This is a genomic window from Mucilaginibacter gossypii (assembly GCF_017569325.2).
In the GTDB taxonomy this organism is placed as follows: domain Bacteria; phylum Bacteroidota; class Bacteroidia; order Sphingobacteriales; family Sphingobacteriaceae; genus Mucilaginibacter; species Mucilaginibacter gossypii.
This window is the reverse complement of record NZ_CP071878.2, coordinates 3,724,358-3,749,059: the sequence shown is the minus strand read 5'-3', so window position 1 is coordinate 3,749,059 and position 24,702 is coordinate 3,724,358. Positions and strand designations below refer to the sequence as shown.

At 42.7% G+C, this 24,702-nt stretch carries 21 protein-coding genes; 9 read left to right on the top strand and 12 right to left on the bottom strand.

Features of this window, described 5'->3' with window-relative positions; all coding sequences use genetic code 11:
* The first annotated feature begins 168 nt into the window (after positions 1-168).
* Positions 169-1,488: a flavin monoamine oxidase family protein gene (locus J3L18_RS15835; RefSeq protein ID WP_369596619.1), complete on the top strand. Its 1,320-nt coding sequence runs from the start codon at positions 169-171 to the stop codon at positions 1,486-1,488.
* 28 nt (positions 1,489-1,516) lie between these two features.
* On the opposite strand, the gene J3L18_RS15830 is transcribed toward J3L18_RS15835, so the two are convergent.
* Both J3L18_RS15830 and J3L18_RS15825 read right to left on the bottom strand, forming a co-directional pair.
* The gene (locus tag J3L18_RS15830) at positions 1,517-2,767 is read right to left on the bottom strand and encodes a family 8 glycosyl hydrolase (RefSeq protein WP_129569372.1); all 1,251 of its coding nucleotides are present in this window, start codon (positions 2,765-2,767) and stop codon (positions 1,517-1,519) included.
* Complete coding sequence (locus tag J3L18_RS15825) at positions 2,721-3,671, bottom strand: LysR family transcriptional regulator (RefSeq protein WP_189549205.1); 951 nt, start codon at positions 3,669-3,671, stop codon at positions 2,721-2,723. Before J3L18_RS15825 ends, J3L18_RS15830 begins: the two co-directional genes overlap by 47 nt.
* 89 nt (positions 3,672-3,760) lie before the next feature.
* On the opposite strand from J3L18_RS15825, the gene J3L18_RS15820 reads away from it, so the two are divergent.
* Genes J3L18_RS15820 through J3L18_RS15810 form a run of 3 tightly spaced genes read left to right on the top strand, consistent with a single transcriptional unit; the run spans position 3,761 to position 9,548 of the window.
* Complete coding sequence (locus tag J3L18_RS15820) at positions 3,761-5,164, top strand: TolC family protein (protein WP_129569374.1); 1,404 nt, start codon at positions 3,761-3,763, stop codon at positions 5,162-5,164.
* A gap of 18 nt (positions 5,165-5,182) precedes the next feature.
* A complete protein-coding gene (locus J3L18_RS15815) occupies positions 5,183-8,428 on the top strand; it encodes an efflux RND transporter permease subunit (protein WP_091163064.1) in 3,246 nt (1,081 codons plus the stop codon).
* Complete coding sequence (locus J3L18_RS15810) at positions 8,421-9,548, top strand: efflux RND transporter periplasmic adaptor subunit (RefSeq protein WP_129569375.1); 1,128 nt, start codon at positions 8,421-8,423, stop codon at positions 9,546-9,548. Before J3L18_RS15815 ends, J3L18_RS15810 begins: the two co-directional genes overlap by 8 nt.
* Positions 9,549-9,772: 224 nt before the next feature.
* Here J3L18_RS15810 and J3L18_RS15805 read toward each other — a convergent pair whose 3' ends face one another.
* From J3L18_RS15805 to J3L18_RS15770, 8 genes are all read right to left on the bottom strand, one after another.
* The gene (locus tag J3L18_RS15805; RefSeq protein WP_129569376.1) at positions 9,773-11,203 is read right to left on the bottom strand and encodes a serine hydrolase domain-containing protein; all 1,431 of its coding nucleotides are present in this window, start codon (positions 11,201-11,203) and stop codon (positions 9,773-9,775) included.
* Positions 11,204-11,286: 83 nt separating this feature from the next.
* Positions 11,287-11,826, bottom strand: a complete 540-nt coding sequence (locus J3L18_RS15800) for a hypothetical protein (RefSeq protein ID WP_129569377.1) — start codon at positions 11,824-11,826, stop codon at positions 11,287-11,289.
* Positions 11,827-11,842: 16 nt separating this feature from the next.
* Entirely contained in the window at positions 11,843-12,775 is a 933-nt protein-coding gene (locus tag J3L18_RS15795; RefSeq protein WP_129569378.1) for an aspartate carbamoyltransferase catalytic subunit, read from the bottom strand.
* A gap of 147 nt (positions 12,776-12,922) precedes the next feature.
* Positions 12,923-13,471 carry a bifunctional pyr operon transcriptional regulator/uracil phosphoribosyltransferase PyrR gene (pyrR, locus tag J3L18_RS15790; RefSeq protein WP_129569379.1) on the bottom strand — a complete coding sequence of 183 codons (549 nt, stop codon included), beginning with the start codon at positions 13,469-13,471 and terminating at the stop codon, positions 12,923-12,925.
* A gap of 189 nt (positions 13,472-13,660) precedes the next feature.
* On the bottom strand, positions 13,661-14,056 hold the full coding sequence (locus J3L18_RS15785) for an ACT domain-containing protein (RefSeq protein ID WP_129569380.1): 396 nt from the start codon (positions 14,054-14,056) through the stop codon (positions 13,661-13,663).
* A gap of 11 nt (positions 14,057-14,067) precedes the next feature.
* A complete protein-coding gene (locus tag J3L18_RS15780; protein WP_129569381.1) occupies positions 14,068-14,400 on the bottom strand; it encodes a hypothetical protein in 333 nt (110 codons plus the stop codon).
* Positions 14,401-14,477: 77 nt separating this feature from the next.
* Positions 14,478-16,445 carry a 30S ribosomal protein S1 gene (rpsA, locus tag J3L18_RS15775; protein ID WP_129569382.1) on the bottom strand — a complete coding sequence of 656 codons (1,968 nt, stop codon included), beginning with the start codon at positions 16,443-16,445 and terminating at the stop codon, positions 14,478-14,480.
* A 243-nt stretch (positions 16,446-16,688) separates the two neighbouring features.
* A complete protein-coding gene (locus J3L18_RS15770; RefSeq protein ID WP_129569383.1) occupies positions 16,689-17,363 on the bottom strand; it encodes a hypothetical protein in 675 nt (224 codons plus the stop codon).
* A 210-nt stretch (positions 17,364-17,573) separates the two neighbouring features.
* Here J3L18_RS15770 and tyrS point away from each other — a divergent pair, with 210 nt between their 5' ends.
* The 3 genes from tyrS (at position 17,574) to J3L18_RS15755 (ending at position 19,963) form a co-directional block, all read left to right on the top strand.
* Positions 17,574-18,857, top strand: coding sequence for a tyrosine--tRNA ligase (gene tyrS / locus J3L18_RS15765; protein WP_129569384.1), 1,284 nt, complete (start codon positions 17,574-17,576; stop codon positions 18,855-18,857).
* Between the two features lie 159 nt (positions 18,858-19,016).
* Positions 19,017-19,511 (top strand): Xre family toxin-antitoxin system antitoxin, encoded by a 495-nt coding sequence (locus J3L18_RS15760; RefSeq protein WP_223266164.1) that lies wholly within the window; start codon positions 19,017-19,019, stop codon positions 19,509-19,511.
* Complete coding sequence (locus J3L18_RS15755) at positions 19,511-19,963, top strand: RES family NAD+ phosphorylase (protein WP_091163074.1); 453 nt, start codon at positions 19,511-19,513, stop codon at positions 19,961-19,963. The genes J3L18_RS15760 and J3L18_RS15755 overlap by 1 nt, the downstream gene beginning before the upstream one ends.
* A gap of 130 nt (positions 19,964-20,093) precedes the next feature.
* Here J3L18_RS15755 and J3L18_RS15750 read toward each other — a convergent pair whose 3' ends face one another.
* A complete protein-coding gene (locus tag J3L18_RS15750; RefSeq protein ID WP_090466905.1) occupies positions 20,094-20,954 on the bottom strand; it encodes a sigma-70 family RNA polymerase sigma factor in 861 nt (286 codons plus the stop codon).
* A gap of 228 nt (positions 20,955-21,182) precedes the next feature.
* Here J3L18_RS15750 and J3L18_RS15745 point away from each other — a divergent pair, with 228 nt between their 5' ends.
* Together J3L18_RS15745 and J3L18_RS15740 are read left to right on the top strand one after the other, a co-directional pair.
* Positions 21,183-21,830, top strand: coding sequence for a DUF2975 domain-containing protein (locus J3L18_RS15745; protein WP_129569385.1), 648 nt, complete (start codon positions 21,183-21,185; stop codon positions 21,828-21,830).
* Between the two features lie 3 nt (positions 21,831-21,833).
* Positions 21,834-22,034: a helix-turn-helix domain-containing protein gene (locus J3L18_RS15740; RefSeq protein ID WP_091163076.1), complete on the top strand. Its 201-nt coding sequence runs from the start codon at positions 21,834-21,836 to the stop codon at positions 22,032-22,034.
* 276 nt (positions 22,035-22,310) lie between these two features.
* Here the strand turns inward: J3L18_RS15740 and J3L18_RS15735 are convergent, their stop codons facing one another.
* Positions 22,311-24,575: a sodium-translocating pyrophosphatase gene (locus tag J3L18_RS15735; RefSeq protein WP_129569386.1), complete on the bottom strand. Its 2,265-nt coding sequence runs from the start codon at positions 24,573-24,575 to the stop codon at positions 22,311-22,313.
* Between the last annotated feature and the right edge of the window lie 127 nt (positions 24,576-24,702).

Genomic DNA, 24,702 nt, shown 5'->3' with positions numbered 1-24,702 from the left:
AAGTTTTTTCTTAGCGGCTTCGCGCCTTTTTTGCTATAATATTAATAACAAAACCGTAAGCTTTAAGCTTTGTGCATTCAGCTTTTAACTTTTTTTAAGTTAAATTTTGTTTAAGAATGACTTACTATACAGGTTCTGTTTTGAAAATCTGCTTATCTTGCTCAACGCATTTTACATATGGAAAATACAGATGTAATTATCATAGGAGGGGGAGCCGCGGGTTTGATGGCCGCCCGTACGCTTGCCAAAGCAGGTAAAAATGTTGTGCTGCTTGAAGGCCGAAACCGGCTTGGCGGTCGCATTCACACACTAGAGCATGGCACATCATTAGAGCCTGCCGAACTGGGTGCTGAGTTTATTCATGGCGATTTGCCCATAACCCAAAGCTTGCTTAATGAAGCTGACATTAAATATACCCATGCCTCCGCCTCTATGTGGAAATATGAGGATGGAAAGTTTATAGCCGAAGGGCACGTTATTGAGCATTGGGACGAATTTCTGGAAAGCATCATGCAACTGAAGCATGATATGAGCATTGAAGCGTTCATGCAGCAGGAGTTTTCGGGCGAACGATATGGAGGGCTCCGGGAATCGGTGCGGGGCTATGTATCGGGATATGATAATGCCGATCCTAAAAAAGCCAGTGCCTTTTCTATCCGTAAAGAGTGGCAAAATGAGCATGAGGATGCGCAGTATCGTGTAGAAGGAGGTTACTGTACGTTAATCAGCTATTTGGCAAATGAGTTTAAACAGGCAGGTGGGCATATTTATCTTAATGCCGTTGCAAAAGATATTGACTGGGGCCAACATCATGTTACAGTAAGCACTGATATTGGGATAACCTACCAGGCCCGGCAGCTATTGATTGCCGTACCGCTCGGAATTTTACAGGCTGAGGTCGGGTTGAAGGCTACACTGAGTTTTGACCCCCCGGTTGATTATTATATCAATGCCTTAAAATCGCTTGGCTTTGGAGCGGTGATCAAGGTGTTACTTGAGTTTGACGAAGCATTTTGGTATAGTGATGAAACCCGGCAAATGACCGGTGCCGATCTCGAAGATATGGGCTTTCTGTTTTCAAATAAAGCAATCCCCGTTTGGTGGACCCAAATGCCGGTACATCGCCCGCTGCTTACCGGTTGGCTTGGTGGACCACCTGCTGCCGCCCGTATAAATACCAGCGACGAGGATGTTTTGATAGAAGCACTCGGCTCCATCTCCAATATTTTTAAGATAGATATCGCGAAACTGAAAGAAAAACTCCTTACCTGGAATGTAATCAACTGGACTGTCGATCCGTTTTCGAGAGGTTCATATAGCTATGATACCATAGAAACAGCCGAAGCACGAAAGATCCTGAGCCATCCTATTGGCGATACCTTATTTTTTGCAGGCGAGTATCTGTATGAAGGAACGGCAATGGGAACTGTTGAGGCGGCTTTGACGAGTGGGTTGAGGGCTGCGGAGATGTTGTTGGACTATGAATAAAAAAATGTCAATGACATGATTGTAGATGCTATTGTCCCTTCCAGTAATTTCCACTCACAATAATCATATCCAACATTTTGATAGTATTATCGTAATAATCATAATCCTTCAGTTTAAAGGCTATTAGATAATCCCAGACTTTATTAAGCCACTGCTGATTACTTTTGTCAACCATGGCCGATACCGTAAATGGCGCTATAAAACTTAAAGCTTCGAAGTATCTGCCTTTAATATCATTACCTTCAAGCGTATATCCTGCCGAAATATTATCCGGATTGCCATCAGTAGTTTGCGTGATCCATTGATTTATTGGACTAACAAAGCCTTTAGCGCGTTTATCGCCATATAATAAATAATCGGTAGCTATGCGCCACGGTACCCTGCATGCATTGTAATTATAATAACCATCATACTTTGATTCCATGTAGTTGGGCCGAGCAGGCCGGGCTTTAGTCTTTATTCCTCTGATAAAATCGGGCACCAGGCCTGCGCCCGGGCTGTAGTTTTTTTGCAGATAGTTAAATAAGCGATAGTTTTTATCAATAGCTTTTTGCCATTTACCGGTTTTTGAGGCGCTTTCAAATGCTTTGAAATTGGCAGGCATAAAATCAGATGAGCGCATATCATAATAATCTTCGCTATCTCCGTCGCTGCCATCGCTTAATAAAACAGAAAACGTTTTAGGATTGATTTCGTAGTGCATAATTGCCGCCATAGCGTTCCTGGCTTCCTGCAGGTAGTTGATATGGCCTCTGCTTCCCCATTGCTTATCAGCTAACAGAAGGGAGTATGCTATATCTATATCGCCGTCGGTGGCGGCATCCCGGTCGTGGTTTTTACAGTTCTTTAGCTGGGCCCAGGCCATTAAATAAGGAGATGCTTTGGCTGGATGGGTTTTATAATATTGATATAAACCATCATAAACGGTTTTTGCCTGCTTATCGTACCCGGCCATCAGTGCGGTAATCACCATGCCATAGCCTTGCCCTTCGGATACGCATTCTTTACCTGGCTTTTCAAACCAAACATAAAATTGATTTTTATCGCAGCCGGGTTTAATGTACCTGTGTTTCCATTGATCGTAAAAAGAGGTTACCTGTCTATCAAGCTGTTGCTGATTGATGTGATTGGGTTTTATTGTACCGGCAGTATACCGGCTATGTTGCGGAAACGGCCTTAATGCAACCTGTGCATGAAGGCCGTTTAGTATAAATAGCGAAAATAGCAGCAGGCTATATCGCACGTAGTTCGGGGTAAGCAGCAACCTCTTCAACATCATTGCACAATAACTCAGTTTTGCAGAAATGGTTCTTAAGGCAGCTCAAAAAGTTCTGAATTGCCGGTGTATCCTTACAGGTAGCGGCATACCACGTGCGTTTTGCAATACTGTGGTGCAACGGTTTTGTAACAATGTGTTTACCGGGCAGGTACGGCTTCACAATCCAGTCGGCCATAACGCTTATTCCGAGACCTGCATTTACCATCTCAATAGTGGCATCTGTGTAGTGGATGCGACTCAATGTTTTGGGCTTTACATGCTGTTCTTGGATGAGTGTTTCGATGATCGGAGTTTCCTGGTATGAGGGGTCATAAAGAGCCAGGATTAACTCCTGATCCTGGAAGTCGCAGATGTCAATAACGGCCTTTTTTGCTAGGGGATGATCGGCCGGTAAAATACATATCAGGCGGTCTTCAAAAATGGGTTCATACACTATCTGAGTATTCACCATTTGTGTGCGCACAATACCCAGGTCAAGGTCGCCCCGCATGAGGTATTCAAGTGGTCGGCGACTAGCATCTGAAACTATATTTATGTTAATATCAGGCCATTGGCTTTTGAAATCTTTAATTACGCCGGGTAACCAATGATATGCAGTATAGCATTGCATACTAATATTAAGCTTACCGGTTTTGCCATTTTTATAGTTGTTAATATCTTCTTCAAGGGTGCGTATTTCGGCCAATATTTTTTCCGAACTTCGTAGGAAACGATAGCCCACTTCGGTTAGCTGAAGCTTCTTTCCCTGGCGATGGAACACCTCTATGTCCAGTTCTTTTTCCAGTTCTTTTAACTGGTGGCTCAGGGCCGATTGGGTTAGATGTAAAGCGCTTGCTGCTTTGGTCAGCGAACCCTCTTTTGAAATGGTATCAACTAACCTGAAATGATGTAATGCAATATTCATTATTAGTTTTGCTAATGATTTACACAAAATTAATTCATTTTTTTCATGAATCATATAGATATACATTTGCTGTGTATAAAATACACCTCATGTTAAACACAACTTCAAAAAAATTACTCCTGTTTTTTTTGAGTGTTTCATATGTCTTACACGTACAAGCTCAGCAAAAAGTCCTTTCCATTAAGGATGCTGAACAAATGGCCCTTGCTAACTATGCTTCTATTAAGTCGAAGGCAAACCAGCTTAACGCCTCTAAGGCATATCTCAAAGAAACAAAAACGGAGTATCTGCCGGATGTAAATTTCTCCGCGCAGCAGGACTACGGAACAGTGAACGGCCAAAACGGACCCTCGTATGGTTATCGTGGCCTGTCGGTGTCCTCATCGGGGCCAGCTTTGGCCAAACAGAACTGGAACGCTGCATTCGGCGCTCTGTATTTAACTAACGTTAGCTGGGACTTTTTCGCCTTCGGCAGATCGAAACAAAGGATCGGCGTACAAAAAACCATCGTATCGCGCGATGAAACTGATCTTGCACAGGAGCAATTTCAGCACCAGGTACGCGTTGCAGCCACGTATTTAAATCTACTTGCTGCACAACAGCTTGCCAAGGCGCAGCAGGATAACCTTAACCGTGCTATGGAATTGCAAAAAGTAGTCGTAGCCCGCGTAAAGAACGGCTTAAATCCGGGTGTGGATTCATCCTTGGCCAACGCCGAAGTATCTAACGCCAAGATCGCGCTTACCAATTCGCAGCAAACGGTACAGGATCAAAGTAATCAGCTATCTATTTATTTAGGAATTCCCGCCCAGGAATTTCAATTGGATAGTGCTTTCATTACCAGACAGCCCAATAACCTGGAAACTTTGAGCGCTGTTGCCGCAACCGATCACCCAACTTTGAAGTTCTATCAAAACAGGGTAAACGTGAGCGATCAACAGGCTAAATACCTTCGCACTTTCGCCTTGCCAACCTTTAGCCTTTTTGGTGTTTACCAGGGCAGGGGCTCAGGCTTTAAGCCGGACTACGGCACTAACCAGGATAGCTACACCGGCAGCTACGGCGCAGGTGTTGATCCAACCCGTTATAACTACCTGTTTGGGATTGGCATGGTGTGGAACTTTACCAGCGTTTTCAGGACCCACTATCAGGTACAATCGCAAAAGTTCACATCAGAACAACTGAAAAACGATTACGAACTGGTTGATAAACAACTGGAAGCACAGCGCAGCTTGGCCGAAACACGCATAGGCAACGCTCTTAAAAATGTAAACGAAGTACCGGTTGAAGTTTCGGCCGCTAATAACGCTTACATTCAAAAATATACACTGTATAAAAACGGACTATCAAACATAGTTGATTTTACACAGGCGCTTTATACCCTTAACCGGGCCGAGGTTGACAAATACATAGCATTGAATAACGTATGGCAGGCACTGCTGTTCAAATCAGCAGCTACAGGCGATTTCGGGATATTCATCAATAATTTTTAACAGTTACACACATATACAATGGGAATGATAAAAGGGGCGCTGCAAAAACCAATTACCATATTGGTTATCGTAGCCGGGCTGTTCTTCTTCGGTATAAATGCGGTGCGGACTATCAAGATCGATATATTTCCCGATCTGAACCTGCCGGTTATATATGTATCGCACCCATACGGCGGTTTCACCCCAAACCAAATGGAGGCTTACTTTGGTAAGCAATATGTTAACCTGTTGCTTTTTGTATCGGGTGTAAAAAGCATCGAAACAAAAAACATACAAGGCTTAACGTTAATAAAAGTTACTTTTTACGAGGGTACTAATATGGCCCAGGCCGCGGCGGAGGTCACGAGTTACACCAACCGCGCCCAGGCCAGCTTCCCGCAGGGGTCGCAGCCGCCCTTTATTTTGCGCTTTGATGCCTCAACGCTGCCGGTTGGTCAGTTGGTGTTGAGCAGCGCCACTCGTAGCAATAACGAATTGCTGGATTATGCATTGGTTTACGTGCGTTCGTCATTTACCTCCATCCCGGGCCTTGTTGCGCCTGCACCTTTTGGTGGTAACCAACGTACTATCCTGATTAAAGTCGATCCAAACCTGTTGCGCTCGCACAATTTAACACCCGACCAGATCGTGGCTGCCCTGCGCGAGAATAACCAGAACACCCCTGCAGGTAACGTGCGTGTAGGCGATTACAACTACCTTGCACCTTCAAACACCACCATAAAGAAAATCCCGGATTTTGGAGATATCCCGCTTTATAAAAATGGGATCCAAACTGTATTTATGAAGGATGTTGCCACTATAGAAGATGGTGCCGATATCACCAACGGCTATGCACTTATTAACGGTAAGCGTTCGGTTTACTTGCCAATCACCAAATCGGCCACGGCATCAACCTGGGAAGTAGTGCAAAACCTGAAAAAAGCATTGCCAAAATTCCAGGCCTTGCTACCCGATGATGTGAAGCTGTCGTTCGTGTTTGACCAGTCGGTTTATGTAATTAACGCGGTAAAAAGTTTGGCCGAAGAGGGCGCGATAGGGGCGGTACTTACCGGGCTTATGGTATTACTGTTTTTAGGTGATAAACGAGGAGCGCTTATCGTGATCCTTACTATCCCCACCTGTATTATCTCGGCTATTTTCTTCCTGTCGCTGGCACACCAAACCATCAATATCATGACGCTTAGCGGGCTTTCGCTGGCAATAGGTATTTTGGTGGATGAGTCGACGGTGACAATTGAGAATATTCACCAGCATTTTGATATGGGCAAGCCGAAAGCTTTGGCTATCTGGGATGCCTGTAAAGAGATCGCATTCCCTAAATTGCTGATCCTGTTCTGTATCCTGGCGGTGTTTGCACCTGCATTTACCATGAACGGGATTCCGGGAGCATTGTTCCTGCCGTTGGCGCTGGCTATCGGTTTCTCGATGATCGTATCTTACTTCCTGGCGCAAACCTTTGTACCAATTATGGCCAACTGGATCATGGTAAACAAACATGAAGACCACAGCCATAAAGACGGGTTTGCACTGGAGGATGAAGGTGAGCCATGGGAACAAAAAGAAAAAGCCATGAAGGCTGCCCTTGAGCATACAGGCGACGAGGTAACCCGCTTTGACAAATTCAGGGACAGCTTTATGCGCCTGATGGACCGCATGCTGCCTAACCGCAAGATACTGGTAACGGTTTATGTAATCGTTGCCTTTGGCCTTGCTTTCCTGTTATTCAATATCATAGGCCGTGACGTATTGCCTAAGGTAAACTCAGGTACCTTCCAGGTACGTTTGCGGGCTGCTGATGGTACCCGTTTAGAGCGTACAGAACTAATAGCTGTTAAGGCGCAACATATATTGGGCGATATTGTGGGTAAAAACCACATAGCTATAACTTCGACATTTGTTGGCTCGCACCCTTCATCATTCTCAACCAACCCTATCTATCTGTTTATGGCTGGTCCGCAGGAGTCTGTGATGCAGGTGAGTTTAACGGAGGATTATAAGGTTAATCTTGATGACCTGAAGGAAAAGTTCAGGCATGAGATGGCAAAACAGTTACCCAACGTTAAATTATCATTTGAGCCGATTGAATTGACTGATAAGATCCTGAGCCAGGGTTCGCCAACTCCTATTGAAGTAGCCATCACCGGTAAAAACAAAAAGCAAAATGTTGAGTATGCCTTTAAGGTTATCAATAAACTGAAAGATATCAAATACCTGCGCGATGTGCAGATAGGCCAGTCGTTCAATTATCCAACCATCGATATTAATATCGACAGGCAACGGGCCGCACAGCTTGGGGTAGGTTTAAATGATATATCACGTTCATTGGTAGCTTCAACCTCATCATCAAGGTTTACCGAAAAGAATAACTGGATTGATGAAAAATCAAACTTAAGCTACCTTGTGCAGGTACAGGTACCAGAATATCAGATGGCCAGTTTGAATGATGTTAAGGAGATCCCTGTACTGGCAAACCAGGCCCGTCCGGTTTTGGGTGATGTAGCTGATGTTAAAACAGGTACCACCTTTGGCGAAAACGATAACGTAGGCGCTGTGCCAACATTATCAGTAACGGCAAACATCAACAAAAAGGATTTGGGTACTGCAACCAATGATGTGCAGAAAGCCATTGACGAATTAGGCAAACCACCGCGCGGTTTAACAGTTGAGATGCATGGCATGAGCCAAACCCTTACCGATACGCTTAATAGCTTACAATCGGGCTTATTGGTAGCCGTATTGGTGATCTTTTTGATGCTGGCTGCAAACTTCCAGTCGTTCAAAATGTCGATGGTGGTATTATCAACTGTACCGGCTGTTTTGTTTGGTTCATTGCTGCTGGTAAAAATCACCGGCGCTACGCTTAACCTTCAATCATACATGGGTATGATTATGTCGGTGGGTGTATCTATTTCCAACGCAGTACTACTGATCACCAATGCCGAAGAGTTACGTAAACACAACGGCGATGCATTAAAATCAGCCCGTGAAGCGGTAGCATTACGTCTTCGTCCTATTTTGATGACCAGTTTGGCCATGATTGTGGGTATGATCCCGATGGCATCCGGCTTAGGTGAAGGTGGTGATCAAACCTCACCGCTTGGTCGCGCCGTTATTGGTGGACTTATCGCATCAACTTTTGCTGCGCTGCTGATATTACCATTAGTTTTTGCCTGGGTACAAGGTAATGCCACTACCCAATCTGTTTCATTAGACCCGGAAGATAAAGAAAGTAAATTTTATGTCCCTTTGCACCACCATGAATAAGCTAAAAAATAAATCAATACTGCTGCTTGCCGTTTTAGCAATGGCAATAGGCTCATTGAGTGCCTGCCACTCGGATGATAAAGAAAAGAAAGAACAACAGGAAGAGCAGGAGCAACAGGAAGCTGTTGAAACGCCCACTGTACAAATTGTGCCGGTAACCAAAGGCAGGTTAAGCAGCAACATCACCATACCTGGTGAGCTGATCCCTTACCAACAAGTTGACCTGTATGCCAAAACCAACAGCTATGTTAAAAAGCTTTTGGTTGATATCGGTTCGGAAGTACATCAGGGTCAATTATTGGCTGTGCTTGAAGCGCCGGAAATTAACTCGCAATTGGCGGCCGCGCAATCACGCATCAAACAATTTGAGGCGGTTTACTTTGCCAGCAAAGCCACTTATGACAGGTTGGTAAGCACCAGCAAAACGCCGGGTACTGTTTCACAAAACGACCTGGAGCAGGCTGAAGCTAAAAAGAATGCTGATGAGGCTAATATTGACGCCGCTAAATCCGGCTTAAAAGAAGTATCAGCTAATTTGGCTTACCTTGAGATCCGCGCCCCGTTTGACGGTGTGATCACCAGTCGTAACGTTAACCTGGGTGCCTATGTTGGTCCGGGTGGTAAAAGTACCGATCCGTTGTTTACTATACAGGATCAGGGCCGTTTACGTTTGGTAGTATCTGTACCTGAAGTATACACAGGTGCATTAAGCAACAAAAGTGAGGTCAATTTTACCGTAAGGGCTTTACCAAGTCAAAAATTTACCGCCCAGGTAAAACGTATAGCAGGCGCGCTTGATGAAAAATTACGCGCCGAACGCCTGGAGATGGACGTTTACAATAAAGACAAAAAGCTGCTTCCCCACATGTTTGCCGAAGTAAGTGTACCATTGCCTGCCGGCGACAGTACTTACGTAGTACCTAAAACAGCCGTAGCAACTTCAACAGAAAAGGTTTTTGTAATTAAGGTTGTTGATCACAAAGCTGTTTGGGTTGATGTTAAAAAAGGCCTGAGCAACGGCGATAGCATTGAGATCTTTGGTGGCGACCTGAAGCCTGATGATAAGCTGGTAAAAGCAGCCTCAGATGAGATCAGGAACGGATCAACTTTGAAATATTAATAATTTGAAGGCCGATTAGATTCGGCCTGATGGATAGTGCGAAGGGATAAAAGAGCCCGAAAACTGAGAAGTTTTCGGGCTCTTCTTATATAAAATTATGTCATTGCTAGGAGCAGAAAGGGAAATGAGCCTGGGTGCGACGCGGCAATCCCGTAGCTATACAGAGCGGAAACGCATTGGTTACAAGATTGTAGCGCTTCGCTCAGCAGTGACATGGTTTTAAATTATTTAACCTCCGCCTGCAACTTCTTAATAATGCCCGTCCCCACAGCATCCGTACTTTCAGCAGCGTTTGATAATACAATCACAGCAAGCTTTTTATCGGCATTAAAAGCGAGGAAGCTGCTACTGCCGTAAGTGCCGCCATTATGGAAAATGTATTCTACGCCATCAACCAAGATGATATGCCAGCCAAGGGCTATTTTGGCATCTTTGCTGTAGGTGATCTGGTGTGTTAGTTCAAAAGCCTCTGATAGCTTATCAGTGCCATTAGCCATGTTAGCCTTTGTGTATGTCAGCAGGTCGTTTACTGTTGAATGAAGGGCTCCGCAGGCGGCAAGGGCGTTAAAATCCCAGGCTACTGTTGCATCGCCGTACTGGCTGTATACTTTGGTGAAGTGGGGGAGTTGCAAAGCACTTAAATGCTGTACAGTGTTCTTTATCCCCAATGGGCTACAGATCACTTCCTGCACCATCTGATCAAATGTTTTGCCGCTTACTTGTGACAATATCGTTCCTAATAAACCTACCCCTAAATTGGAGTATGCGTATTGCTCTCCCGGTTTGCTGTTGAGTTTGCAGGTTTTCAGATAACTATACAGCAACCGTTTATTATAACTTTTATAGGGATTTGCTGCGCTGGCCGAATCAAACTGGAGATTTTCGGGGATCCGGGCCAAACCGGATGTATGATTACTTAGGGTTTTCAGCGTAATATCATTCAACGCCCCATTGGTTTTTACGGAATCTGGCAGGTATTTGGTGATAGGGTCTGTTAGTTTTACTTTGCCTTCGTTGGCGTAATATGCCAGCAGGGTAACTGTAAACGTTTTGGTGATGGAACCGATCTCGAACAGCGTATTGGCAGTTGGCAGCTGGTTGTTGCCGCGAGCGGTTTCCCCGTAATTGTAGGTGCCGGTCTGGCCATCTTTTAATATGCCTATACTAAGGCCTACTGTATTTACTTTTTGAATGTAAGGACGGGCAATTTCTTCAACCTGTTTGTCCATAGTGTTGAGTAGTTTGTTGGATGTAGGTACCTGTGTTGTTTTATCGGCATTAATGTCTTTATAAGGCTGGAACAGGAAGAGTTCTATTTTATTACCCGCATCGAGGCTCATAAGCAGTTGTAATGTTGCCGATTGAAATACCAGTTTGTAGGTACTTACCTTATTGTTAACAAAGCTGATCACCGTTGAACCTTTTATTTCATTTAAGGGGAACAATTGTTGCTCGGTAAGACTGCGGAACTGGCCTGCACTTACGGCATGCCTGAAATTTGGACCGGTTAAGGTATAAATGGAGTCGGCCTGTTTGGCGTTGAAGAATTTTTTCACCAGCACGAATACCGAATCGGTTTTATACTGCTGATGGCTTTGAGCAAAGGTTATACCCGGAGTGAATAGAAGTAAGATAAAACAGAACCTGAGTTTCATGAAAAGTAATTCGTGTTTAACTAAATATCATTTAGTCTTTAGCCTGAAGAAAAAAAATAGATTTATGACTAAAGACTACTGACTTAAATATCCTGGTAATCCTTGGCAAAGTAATTATCAGCCAAAGGATCGGTTAGGCGCACAAAACGTTTCTCATTGTATTTCCATTTCATACGGAATATGATAACGGCAATACCTGCCCCGATTATATAATTGTAACCAATAAAAGCAAACATATCGCCGGGTTCGGCAAGTAATGTGTGCATGTCTTTGCCCTTGAAAATTAGCCAGGCTATACTTGTGATAAGGGATATAGCTAACCCGAAAATAAACCCGCCGTCGATGATACAATAGCTCCACATACCGCGTTTGCGTGAGTGCTCCCACTTTTTCACGAAGCTGATGTTGTCGATGTCCTCTTCGGTGAGGCCACGGGCTTTAAGCTTTTCGGTCTGGGTTAATTTATATTGATAGCGATAATAACCCTGTATAAATGAGAACGGGAAAAATAAAAGGAAGATGATATTGTTGTTATCGTAAAAATACAGTGCAACAATAACGGCAAGATAAACCAGTTCGGTTTTGTAAGTATGTTTCAGATATGTTTTAAAATTGAATTTCATACCTGAAACATGCTATTTATATAGTTGGTGTTTGTCCGGCCAGCAGGTAAAGCACTGCCATACGTACGGCAACACCGTTTTCTACCTGGTCAAGTATTATTGACTGTCTGCTATCGGCCACATCGCTGGTGATCTCCACGCCGCGGTTGATAGGGCCGGGGTGCATTACGGTAATCTCCTTATCCAACGAATCTAAAATGGTTTTATTTAGACCGAACAGCATGGTGTATTCCCTCAAAGAAGGGAAATATTTAATATCCTGACGTTCTAATTGGATGCGGAGCATATTGGCCACATCGCACCAGTTAAGCGCTTTGATAAGGTTGTGTTCAACCTTTACACCTAACGAGCCTATGTATTTTGGAATAAGCGTGGTTGGGCCGCAAACCATTACTTCAGCGCCCAATTGTTTAAGGCAAAGGATGTTGGAAAGCGCCACACGCGAGTGCAGGATATCACCTACAATTACCACTTTTTTGCCAGCTACATCGCCATATTTTTCGCGTATAGAGAAGGCATCAAGCAAAGCCTGTGTAGGGTGCTCATGAGCACCATCGCCGGCATTTACAATTTGTGCTTTTACGTGTTTTGACAGGAAAATGCCCGCGCCGGCATAAGGGTGGCGCATTACCACCATATCAACCTTCATGGCAAGGATGTTGTTCACCGTATCAATCAGCGTTTCGCCTTTGCTTACTGATGATGACGATGCCGCGAAGTTGATCACATCAGCCGAAAGTCTTTTTTCGGCCAGCTCAAATGATAAACGGGTACGGGTTGAGTTTTCAAAGAAAATATTGGCAATGGTAACATCCCGTAGCGACGGCACTTTCTTGATCGGCCGGTTTAAAACAGATTTAAAGGTATCAGCAGTTTCAAATATCAACTCAATATCTGCCCGGTTCAAATCTTTTATACCTAATAAGTGTCGTGTGCTCAGTCCTGCCATCTCAGTTATTTTCCTGTTATATTTTAATCCTTGTTGTGTTATTAGTTATGTCATTGCGAGGTACGAAGCAATCGCGAACTACGCGGGTTGCTCTGTATAGTATGCGATTGCCGCGCTATCGCTCGCAATGACATATTATTAATTCTATTACTCCTGTACTTCCGAAACAAGCACTATCTTGTCCTCGCCGTCTGTATCTTTCCAGCTAACCACTACTTTTTGTGACGCGATAGAATCAACCTCAATGCCCACATAATCTGCAGAGACCGGGATGTGGCGCGAGTAACGACGGTCAACCAAAGCCAGTAGCTCTATCTTTTCCGGTCTGCCAAATGCCTGCATGGCATCCATTGCGGCGCGGATGGTGCGGCCTGTCCATAGTACATCGTCCATCATGATCACTTTTTTACCTTCAATAATAAAATCTATTTTAGTTTGATTAGGCACCAGTTGTGATTCACGGCGGCGGAAATCGTCGCGGTAAAAGGTGATATCAAGATCGCCTTGTAATATGTTTTTATCCGGAAGGATTTTTCTGAGTTCCTCTGCAACACGTTTGGCTAAATAAATGCCGCGCGGCTGAATACCAATTAATACTGTACTTGAAAAGTCGTTATGATTTTCAATTAACTGGCGACATAAACGTTGTATGGTAATTTGAAACTTTTGTCCGTCGAGCAGTGTTAGATTTTGCATCGTATGGGTGGATTTGGGCAAAAGTAATAATTTGTTTTCAGTTTTGGAGGATGAGTTTTGAAAGTGGGGAGTTTGAGATTTATCATCCTGAGGAACGAAGGATCTTCTTCGCCCTGGATAGCCGCTCTGTATCTCGCAGAAGATTCTTCGCTATCGCTTAGAATGGCATGTGTTTTTGGGATAAATGGATTATTTCGATAATTTCTCCAACGCCAACATCGCTCTTTCGGCATCCTTTTTCGCCACAAAAATATGATCATGATAATAGGCGGCTACAACGTTACAGCTGATATTTTCTTTAGCCAACGCGGTTGCAAACGAGGCAGTAAGGCCGGTTGCTTCCAGCGACGAGTGGATTGTTAAAGTAATCCACGCAGCAACGTAGCTGTACCCGAGATTTAGGTTATCTGCGGTTTCTTTTTTAAGGATTAGGGTTACCGCTTCCTGTTCTTTAAAAAAGGCTATGATGTCATCGGTATTGATGTTGTTTAATGATGTAGTTGTGCAATAAACATAATCGCCTTCATTAAGCACAGGTGTCATGTTTTTTATCAGGGTGTTGAGGTTGGTTTCTCCGGTGGCCATTATTTATTATATTATCGTGGGTAATTTAAAGCTGGCAAAACCATTCCTACAGCTATGAATACAGAAAATCCAAATAATAGGCTTAGTACGGTAAGATGCATAGAGCTATCGTCCTTTGGCGATTTTGAAAATGATTCCCTTAAATAAATCATTCTTACTATAAATCCTGTGTAGCCTAAGGTGGCTATTACAAGAGAAAATGAAATAACACTCACATAAATAGCGAAAGGAATCATCATACGATTGAAGTTTAGACCAAACATGATAAAAACAATAAGTAACGTTAATAAAAGTAAGATACGGGTAGTTTTAAACGTAAATGTATCTATGATAAAGGTTTTCATCCTATAAATATAAAATTAATAGAGCAAAAAAAAGCCCCTCCGGAAACCGAAGGGGCTTATATAAGCTTAAGCTAAAATTATGCTTCTTCTTCAGAGCTGTTAGCAGCAGGTGCAGCCTTGCGGGCTTTGTTTTCAGCACCTTCCATTTGCTCTTTTAATTGAGCTAATACGCTAAGATCGCCTAAAGTTGATTTTTCAACAGAATCTTTCACTTTTTTCACCGCGTTAGTAGCAGCTTTTGCTTCTTTTTTGCGGTTTTCAAATTCCTGTACGCGGGCATCAGCGCGGGCTTCTTCCCAGATACGTGAGTGTGAAATAACGATACGTTTGTTTTCTTTGTTAAATTCAATGATTTTGAATTCAGCAGCTTCTTCAGCTTTTAAGCTCTTACCGTCTTCTTTAACCAGGTGTTTGGTTGGCGCAAAGCCTTCAACACCGTAAGGTAAAGCTACGATAGCACCTTTGTCGGTTACTTTGATAACAGTACCTTCATGGATCGAGTCGATAGTGAAGATAGTTTCAAATGTATCCCAAGGGTTTTCTTCAAGCTGTTTGTGGCCTAAGCTCAGTTTACGGTTTTCAACATCAAGTTCAAGTACAACCACGTTTAATTTTTCACCAACTTTAGTGAATTCGTTAGGGTGGTTAACTTTTTTAGACCAAGAAAGGTCAGAGATGTGGATTAAGCCGTCGATGCCGTCTTCCAGTTCAACAAATACACCAAAGTTGGTCATGTTTTTAACTGTAGCTACGTGCTGAGTGCCAACTGCGTACCTTTCAGCAGCGTTTTGCCATGGATCAGGAGTTAATTGTTTAACACCTAATGACATTTTACGCTCTTCGCGGTCTAAAGTCAATACTTGAGCTTCGATCTCGTCACCAACTTTCAGGAATTCCTGAGGGTTGCGCAGGTTTTGTGACCATGACATTTCTGATACGTGGATCAAACCTTCAACACCAGGGATGATTTCAAGGAATGCACCGTAATCAGCAACGGTAACGATTTTACCTTTAACTTTTGAACCAACCTGAATTTCTTCAGAAAGGCTTTGCCAAGGGTGAGGGGTTAATTGTTTCAAGCCCAGAGCAATACGTTTTTTCTCGTCATCAAAGTCAAGAACAACAACGTTGATCTTTTGATCCAATGCCAAAATTTCGCGTGGGTGCTCAATACGGCCCCATGAAATATCTGTAATGTGCAGTAAGCCGTCAACACCACCAAGGTCAATGAATACACCAAAGTCGGTAATGTTTTTAACGGTACCTTCCAATACCTGACCTTTTTCAAGGCGAGCAACAATTTCAGTTTTTTGGTTTTCCAGATCGTCTTCGATAAGCACTTTGTGCGATACCACAACGTTCTTGAATTCGTGGTTGATTTTAACAACTTTGAATTCCATAGTTTTACCTACATACACATCGTAATCCCTGATAGGTTTGATATCGATCTGTGAGCCAGGTAAGAAGGCTTCAACGCCCATAATGTCAACAATTAAACCACCTTTAGTACGGCTCTTAACAAAACCGGTGATGATTTCATCGTTATCAAGGGCTGAATTAATGCGCTCCCATGATTTTTGAGTTTTTGCACGTTTGCGTGAAAGTACTAACTGACCGTTAGCATCTTCCTGCGATTCAACAAAAACGTCAACTTTGTCACCGATCTTCAGATCAGGTGTGTCACGGAATTCTGATACTGATACTAAACCGTCTGATTTGAAACCTACGTTAAGTACAACATCTTTGTTGTTAACGTTAACAACAGTACCGGTGATGATTTCGCCTTTGGTGATAGAGCTGAAAGTTCCATCATACAATTTCTCAAATTTCTCACGGTCGTCATCGCTGTAGTTACCAAATTTTTTGTCGTCAGCATCCCAGTCGAAATCTTCGCTTGGTGTAGCTGCAATTTTTGATTTGATCTCTTCGATAGAGATTGAATCAGCTTCTGATTCAATAGTTTCCTTTTCGCCAGACGCGTTCACTGTACCCAGTTCAGCTTCTTTCGCTTTTAATTCTTTTTCTGCTTCTTGTTTTTTTGCCATTAAATAATTTTTCTCCTTTTCCCAATTTGTTAATTGGGACTGCAAAGGTACGGATATATTTTATTGAAAAAAGAAATTTTTTAATGTTAATTGCTTATATTTTAGGTGTTTTTATAGGGTTTTAGGATTGTTGAGCAAGTGAAAGTTAACTTAAGGAGGGATTTTACGTTGAGTAAACCATTTGATAACATCGTTTGGTGTGTTATCTGCGCTATAAATTAATGAGTTATAGCAAGTAAAATTTTACGCCTTATCACTCAATTTACCATCTATCTCTTCAAAAATCTGCATAAAATCATTCAGCATTTCTTCGCGGTAACTGCTCAATATTTCGTCCATTATCACCTCTTGCTCTGGTGTGAATGGGTTTTTCCAAACGCGCATACAGATCCGTTTTAACGCGTAGGCAATCTGATGGGTTTCGGCATAGGTATGCAGGTACTGACTTTTTTTAAAGCCTTCGTAAAATTTAAAGAAAACGGCAGTATCCTCAAGCCCGGCAAAGGTTAAAAAGCTTCTTATTTTATCTTCCCGGCAACCGGCTAAATGATCGTAAAATTCGGTAACGCTGATTTTGCCGGTGGTAAGCAGCAGGTTATCGATAATCAGCTCAAGTGCAATATGCCCTAAAAAAAATGGTTTTACCGGCGAGTTTATCAGGGCAGGGGCCAACAGTTTTTTGAGCTCATGCGAACGGGTGGTAAAAAAAGCAGATGAGTGAAAATACCGGTCGACATCAAGGTGCTTGTTCCATCCGGATATGATCGAATTGACCTCGTTATCAGTATGGTGCAGCTTTTCGGGATGAAGGATAATGTTTTTATCGGCATTCTTCAACAAGTCGGGCAGCACCGTTCCCAGCACGTGGTAACAGTTGGTAGTATCCCTGTCGAAATAAAAATGCGATAAAAAATTCATAAGCCTTGCCTTGCAAAATACCCGGTTTTGCTCAAGATACAAAATATAAGTAATTATTTGAAACAGATTTTACCTGTAGTTAACCTGTTATAGGCACCAATCTTTTCATGTAGCAGACAATTAGATCGAATTGCACGAGTTTTTCAGAGGGTGTCTAAATTAGTGTATCAATTTCATTTATATTTGCACCTTTTTGAAACAGAACTTGATATGAACTTTGTTGAAGAATTACGCTGGCGCGGCATGTTGCATACCGAAATGCCCGGAACCGAGGATATGTTAAATAAAGGTATGGCTTCGGGATATATCGGGTTTGATCCAACTGCCGATTCATTGCATGTTGGTCACCTTACCCAGATCATGACCCTTATCCACTTTCAGCGCGCGGGCCATAAACCTTATGCTTTGGTTGGTGGTGCTACCGGTATGGTAGGCGATCCGTCGGGCAAATCGGCCGAGCGTAATTTATTATCAGAGGATGTGCTGCAGCATAACCTGGAGGCCGTAAAAAAGCAGCTTACCCGTTTCCTTGATTTTAATACCGGCGCCAACAGTGCCGAAATGGTAAATAATTACGATTGGTTCAAAAACTTTACTTTTCTTGATTTTATCCGTGATGTGGGTAAGCACATTACAGTTAACTATATGATGGCCAAAGATTCGGTGAAGAAACGTTTGGAAGGCGACACAGGTATGTCGTTTACCGAGTTTACTTACCAGTTAGTACAGGGCTATGATTTTTACTACCTGTGGAAGCACCATAACTGCTCGTTACAAATGGGTGGCAGCGACCAGTGGGGCAACATTGTAACCGGTACTGAGTTAATCCGTCGCAAAGACAGCGGCGAAGCTTTTGCCCTAACTACTAATCTGATCAAAAAAGCCGACGGCACCAAGTTTGGTAAAACAGAAAGCGGGGCAGTGTGGCTTGATGCCGAACGTACCTCGCCTTACCAGTTTTACCAGTTTTGGTTAAACACTACCGATGTTGACGCTAAATCATACATTCGTATTTTTACCTTGCTTGATCGTGAGGTTATTGAAGCGATGGAGGTTGAGCATGATGAGGCGCCGCATACCCGAGTATTGCAGAAAGCACTGGCTAAGGATATCACCATCCGTGTGCATAGTGAGGCCGAATACGAAAAGGCAATAAAATCATCAGAGTTTTTATTTGGGAATATCGGGATTGAGTTTTTGAATGAGCTTAGCGATGCGGAAGTGTTAGACTTATTTGCCGGTGTACCTAATTATAATATAGCATTGAGTGAACTAGAGCAGGGCATTAATGCTGCTGATCTTTTAGCTGCTAAAACAGCTGTTTTTGCCTCAAAAGGCGAGGCTAAAAAGATGATACAAGGCGGTGGTGTTGCTATCAATAAAGTTAAAATAGGTACTGCCGATGATGTTTATAATGCAGATGCTTTGATTGGCGGTAAATTTATTGTAGCACAAAAAGGTAAAAAGAACTATTTTTTGATAGTAGCAGAATAGATTAAGTGATTATTTCATAAGGCGTTGGCATCATTAGCATTGCCATGAGTTAATGATGAATTACTCAATGAAAAAAGCGAGAGGTTTCATTTTAACCTGTCTCTTTTTTTATTGGCATTAATCTTGTAAATGCGACAAATGGTAATTATATTTGTACATATGTCGTACAAATCAAAGCCGGATGCTAAAAATGAGGTTAACGAGCCCATGGCAGCTTATGTTGTTCAGGGAGCTATGCCTTCGTTTTATAGTTTATTGAATGGCTCAAAACAGGTAAAAGCATCCTCTGATTTTGATATCATCAGTCTGGCGCGTAAGGGCTTCCCTAAAAGTGCCTTACTTTCCCTGGCAAAAAAAATCTCCCTTAATATCCAGGAGCTTGCCAATATACTACATATCTCCGAGCGTACCTTACAGCGTTACGAGGATGATGCCATCATCAGAACCGAATATGCCGAAAAGGCTATTGAGCTTGCACGGCTTTATACCCGTGGTGAGGAGGTTTTTGAATCGATGGATAAATTCAAGATCTGGATCAAAACGCCGTCGTTGGTTTTCAGAGGTGAGGCGCCGGTTACTATTCTGGATACATCTGCCGGCTTTGATATGGTTTTCAAGGAGCTTGGCCGTATTGAGCACGGTGTTTTTGCCTGATGATACTTTACCGCATTGCCAAATGCAATTACGCTGCCGATCTGAGCGGCACCGGAGCACGATTATATGGCGGTCGCTGGAATAGCGAAGGTAAACCGATGCTTTACCTTGCTTCCTCCAGATCATTAGCGGTGCTTGAGGTGTTAGTGCATTTGGATCCGTTGATAATTCCGGGTAATTATTGTATAACCGAAATTGAAGTGCCGGATAGTAAAATAATCACTGTGGAGGCTGAGCAATTACCTGAAGACTGGCGTGATTTATCCGGTCCGGTAATTTTGCGCCAACTTGGCGATGCCTTTCTTAAAAAACAGGAGTATTTATTAATGAAAGTACCATCGTCAATTGTCCCTGCCGAATATAACTATCTGCTTAACCCCTTGCATCCCGATTCTTTTGGAGTGAAACTTTTAAAAAGAGAACCTTTTAGTTTTGACAGGCGGCTTATTTAGCCATTAAGTCATTTTGATAAATCGTCATTAGTCGTTGAGGGGCAGTCATTACATCGCAGCTAACCATACCAAAGAAAAAAGCCACCAGTTATATAACCAATGGCTTTTAATATCTCTTTTTAGATTGTGATTAACCTAAATATGATTTCAATATCTTGCTCCTTGAAGTATGGCGCAAGCGTTGCAGTGCCTTGTCCTTGATCTGACGCACGCGCTCGCGGGTTAAATTAAATTTCTCACCAATTTCCTCTAATGAAAGCGGGTGGTTAGTTCCTAAACCAAAGAACAATACAATGATCTCGCGCTCGCGCTCAGTTAAGGTTGATAGTGAACGTTTGATCTCTTCAGATAATGACTCATTGATCAGGATCGAATCGGTGTTTGGCTCCTGGTTTTCCAGTACATCAAGCAATGTATTCTCTTCACCCTGTACAAACGGTGCATCCATTGATACATGACGGCCCGAGTTACTCAGTGTGTCGGAGATCTTATCAACAGTGGTCTCTAATATATCAGCAAGTTCTTCGGGCGATGGTTCGCGCTCGTACTCCTGTTCAAGCTTTGAAAAAGCCTTGCTGATCTTACTTAACGAACCTACCTGGTTAAGTGGTAAACGCACAATACGCGATTGCTCGGCAATAGCCTGCAATATCGACTGACGGATCCACCATACAGCATATGATATAAATTTAAAGCCTTTGGTTTCATCAAAACGCTTGGCGGCTTTAATTAGGCCGAGGTTGCCCTCGTTAATTAAATCGCCCAGTGTGAGGCCCTGGTTTTGGTATTGTTTAGCAACAGATACAACAAAGCGAAGGTTAGTTTTGGTTAAACGCTCCAATGCCGCCTGGTCGCCCTCGCGGATCTTTTGCGCTAAAATTACTTCTTCTTCGGCGGTTATTAGGTCTACCTTACCAATCTCGTGAAGATATTTATCAAGCGATTGCGACTCGCGATTGGTAATGGACTGCGTTATTTTGAGTTGTCTCATCTATTTAATAAACCTCTCTATTCGTTATATTCTGAATAGAACGTGCAAAGCTAATATTTTGTTTCTAAAATAAAACATATAAATCAGAAATAGCAATACCAGTGTAAAATTTTATATTTAAAATTTTAAATTTATGTATATCGCATAAAATTTATTGTAAAACAATAAATTTATTTTGTTATTTAATAAATATTGTTTTTATTTGAATTGAATTAATATCGTAGTGTAATGAAAAAGGTACGTGCCCTGCAAATACTTGTTTATATAGTGTTTGGTTTGTTTGTTTTTCAGAATATGGCTGCCGATTTCTGGCAGGGGGTTAAGGATGGATACAATGATGGAATGGGTACAATAGATGGCGCTAAAAGATACGGGCCAACATTGCAAGCCACTATTGACGGAAGCTTTATTTCGCAAAAAAATGGGGGCGAAATGAAGATAGGTGAAAACTATACTTTAAAGAATATAATTATAAACAGTGATATAGTAGTTAATAATGATAATATATCTGTAAGCTGGCCATTAAACGCGATTGAAACTGGGCTGATACTTATTACAACTCTGATAGTAATAAGAATAGCCTATCTTATTAATAAGGTTATTGTAAATATTGTAGAAGGTACTTTATTTGAGCAGCGATGTATTAAGCTGATCAAAAGCACAGGGATGCTGTTATTACTGTTTACATTGACTGATTATATAGGGCAGCAGGTATTCTATCAGGTGTTAATAGCTAAATTGCATGTGCCGCTAAAAATCATCAATACATCTGCATTTAATTTTGGCACGCTGGTATTTGCTATCTTGATATTTATCCTGGCCGAAGCATTTAAGCAAGGGGCGAGGCTTAAAGAGGAGCAAGCTTTAACTATTTAAGTCATGCCGATAATAGTAAATCTTGATGTGATGATGGCAAAACGAAAAATGTCATTAAATGAACTGAGCGACAGGGTAGGGATCACCATATCAAACCTTTCTATCCTAAAAACAGGCAAGGCGAAAGCCATCCGTTTTGAAACACTCGAAGCCATATGTAAGGCGCTTGACTGCCAGCCGGGGGATATTCTGGAATACAAGTGAAAGGTGAAAGGTGAAAGGTGAAAGGTGAAAGGTGAAAGGTGAAAGGTGAAAGGTGAAAGGTGAAAGGTGAAAGGTGAAAGGTGAAAGGTGAAAGGTGAAAGGTGAAAGGTGAAAGGTGAAAGGGATTATGTTAAATAGAGGTTGTCAAATCTCGTCTATGTTCTCCGCGGCCCGTTCTTATTAATAAACCGATAATCCGGCAAATCGTATAAATTCTGGTTCAGACAAAAAAAGCCGCCCTCAACAGGCGGCTCTCTTCATTAACTATAAAAGCTATTAAACGCTTTTCTCTGCTTTAACAACCACATGAATGCTCATAGGGTGTTTGTTCATTTCTTTTTGAATCCTGGCGCTGGTTGCAGCCGAATGGCTGTTCAGGTGCGGGGCAATAACCAGTGAAACTATCGACATTAACTTAATAAGGATGTTCATGGATGGGCCTGAAGTATCTTTAAACGGATCACCTACAGTATCACCTGTTACTGATGCTTTGTGCGGTTCCGATTTTTTGTAGAAGATCTCGCCATTGATATCACAGCCTTTTTCAAATGATTTTTTAGCGTTGTCCCATGCACCACCTGCATTACTTTGGAAAATCCCCATCAATACGCCCGATACGGTAACACCGGCCAGCAAGCCGCCTAACACTTCGGGGCCAAAGGCAAAACCGATGATGATAGGGGTGATCAGCGCTATTAAACCAGGGGCAACCATTTCGCGGATAGATGCTTTGGTAGATATGGCTACGCATTTTTCGTATTCGGGTTTACCCTCGTAAGTCATGATGCCCGGAATTTCGCGGAACTGGCGCCTAACTTCTTCTACCATGGCCATAGCAGCCCTGCCCACCGCCGCAATAGCTAAAGCAGAAAAAATGAACGGAATCATTCCGCCAACAAACAGACCTGCCAGTACGTTGGCTTTATAAATATCAATATGTTCAATACCTGCAACACCCACAAAAGCCGCAAATAAAGCCAGTGAAGTTAATGCTGCTGAAGCAATGGCAAAACCTTTACCGGTAGCAGCTGTAGTGTTACCAACAGCATCCAGGTTATCCGTACGGTGGCGTACTTCTTCGGGCAGGCGGCTCATTTCGGCAATACCGCCGGCATTATCCGCAATTGGCCCAAAGGCATCTATAGCAAGCTGCATGGCCGTTGTTGCCATCATACCGGCAGCGGCAATAGCTACACCATATAAACCGGCAAAATAATATGACCCATAAATACCCGATGCCAAAACAAGAATAGGCAACACGGTTGATTCCATGCCTACAGATAAACCGCCGATGATATTTGTAGCGTGACCGGTTGACGACTGCCTGATAATACTCAATACCGGGCGTTTACCCATGGCGGTATAGTACTCGGTTATAATCGACATTAAAGTACCTACCACCAGGCCAACCAATATCGATCCAAAAACACCGTTTTTTGTAAAAGCTACAACACCTAATTTTAACTGACCTGTTGAATCAATATCTCTTAACATGCGGAAATCTCCGTCAGGCAATATCCATTGCACTACAAAATAAGTAGCTATAGCGGTTAATACAATAGAGGCCCAGTTACCTATATTTAAAGCGTTTTGTACACTATCTGTCTCTTTTTTAATTTTTACAAGCGATGCACCAATAATGGAAAATATTAACCCTAAGCCGGCGATAACCATTGGTAATAAAACTGGCCCTATGCCTCCAAAGTGGTCTTGCAAGGCTTTTCCGTCATTTCCAACCAATTCACGCCCTAATACCATGGTAGCAAGCATGGTGGCTACATATGAGCCAAAAAGGTCGGCACCCATACCGGCAACATCGCCTACGTTATCACCTACGTTATCGGCAATGGTGGCCGGGTTGCGCACGTCATCCTCGGGGATACCGGCTTCAACTTTACCAACAAGATCGGCACCTACGTCGGCCGCTTTGGTGTAAATGCCGCCGCCAACACGGGCAAACAGCGCTATGGATTCTGCACCTAATGAAAAACCGGCTAAAACGTCAAGCGCTTTTGCCATAGCTTCGCCGTTAACACTGCTGCCTGCTACTTTAACAACATAAAACTGATAAAAAACAATAAAAAGCGATCCTAAACCAATAATAGCCAAACCGGCCACACCCAGGCCCATTACGGTTCCGCCGGTAAACGATACTTTTAAAGCTTGTGCCAAACTGGTCCGTGCGGCCTGTGTGGTTCGTACGTTAGCTTTGGTAGCAATACGCATCCCCAGATAACCTGCAAAGGCAGATAGAAACGCGCCTATCAGAAATGATATGGCAATAACAGGACTTGAAGTAGCAACCGTTGTGCCCGACCATGCCAGCAAAATACCGGCAACCACAACAAATCCGCCTAATATTTTCCATTCGGCACGTAAAAAGGCCATAGCGCCATCTGCAATGTAACCGGCAAGCATGGCCATGTCGCCGTCACCGGCGTTTTGTTTGGTAACCCAGGCGGCTTTAATAGCCATAACAAGGATCCCGATAAGCCCCAAAACAGGAATTAAATAAATTAAATAATTGTTCAGAAAATCCATATCACAAATTTGGTTTAATAAAGTAGTACTGCTTGGTTTAACAGTGTGTAATAACAATTGGTGATTGCAAAATAGTAATTTTATTTATTTACTATAGTGATCGTTAATATTAAAGTTTTTTGAATAG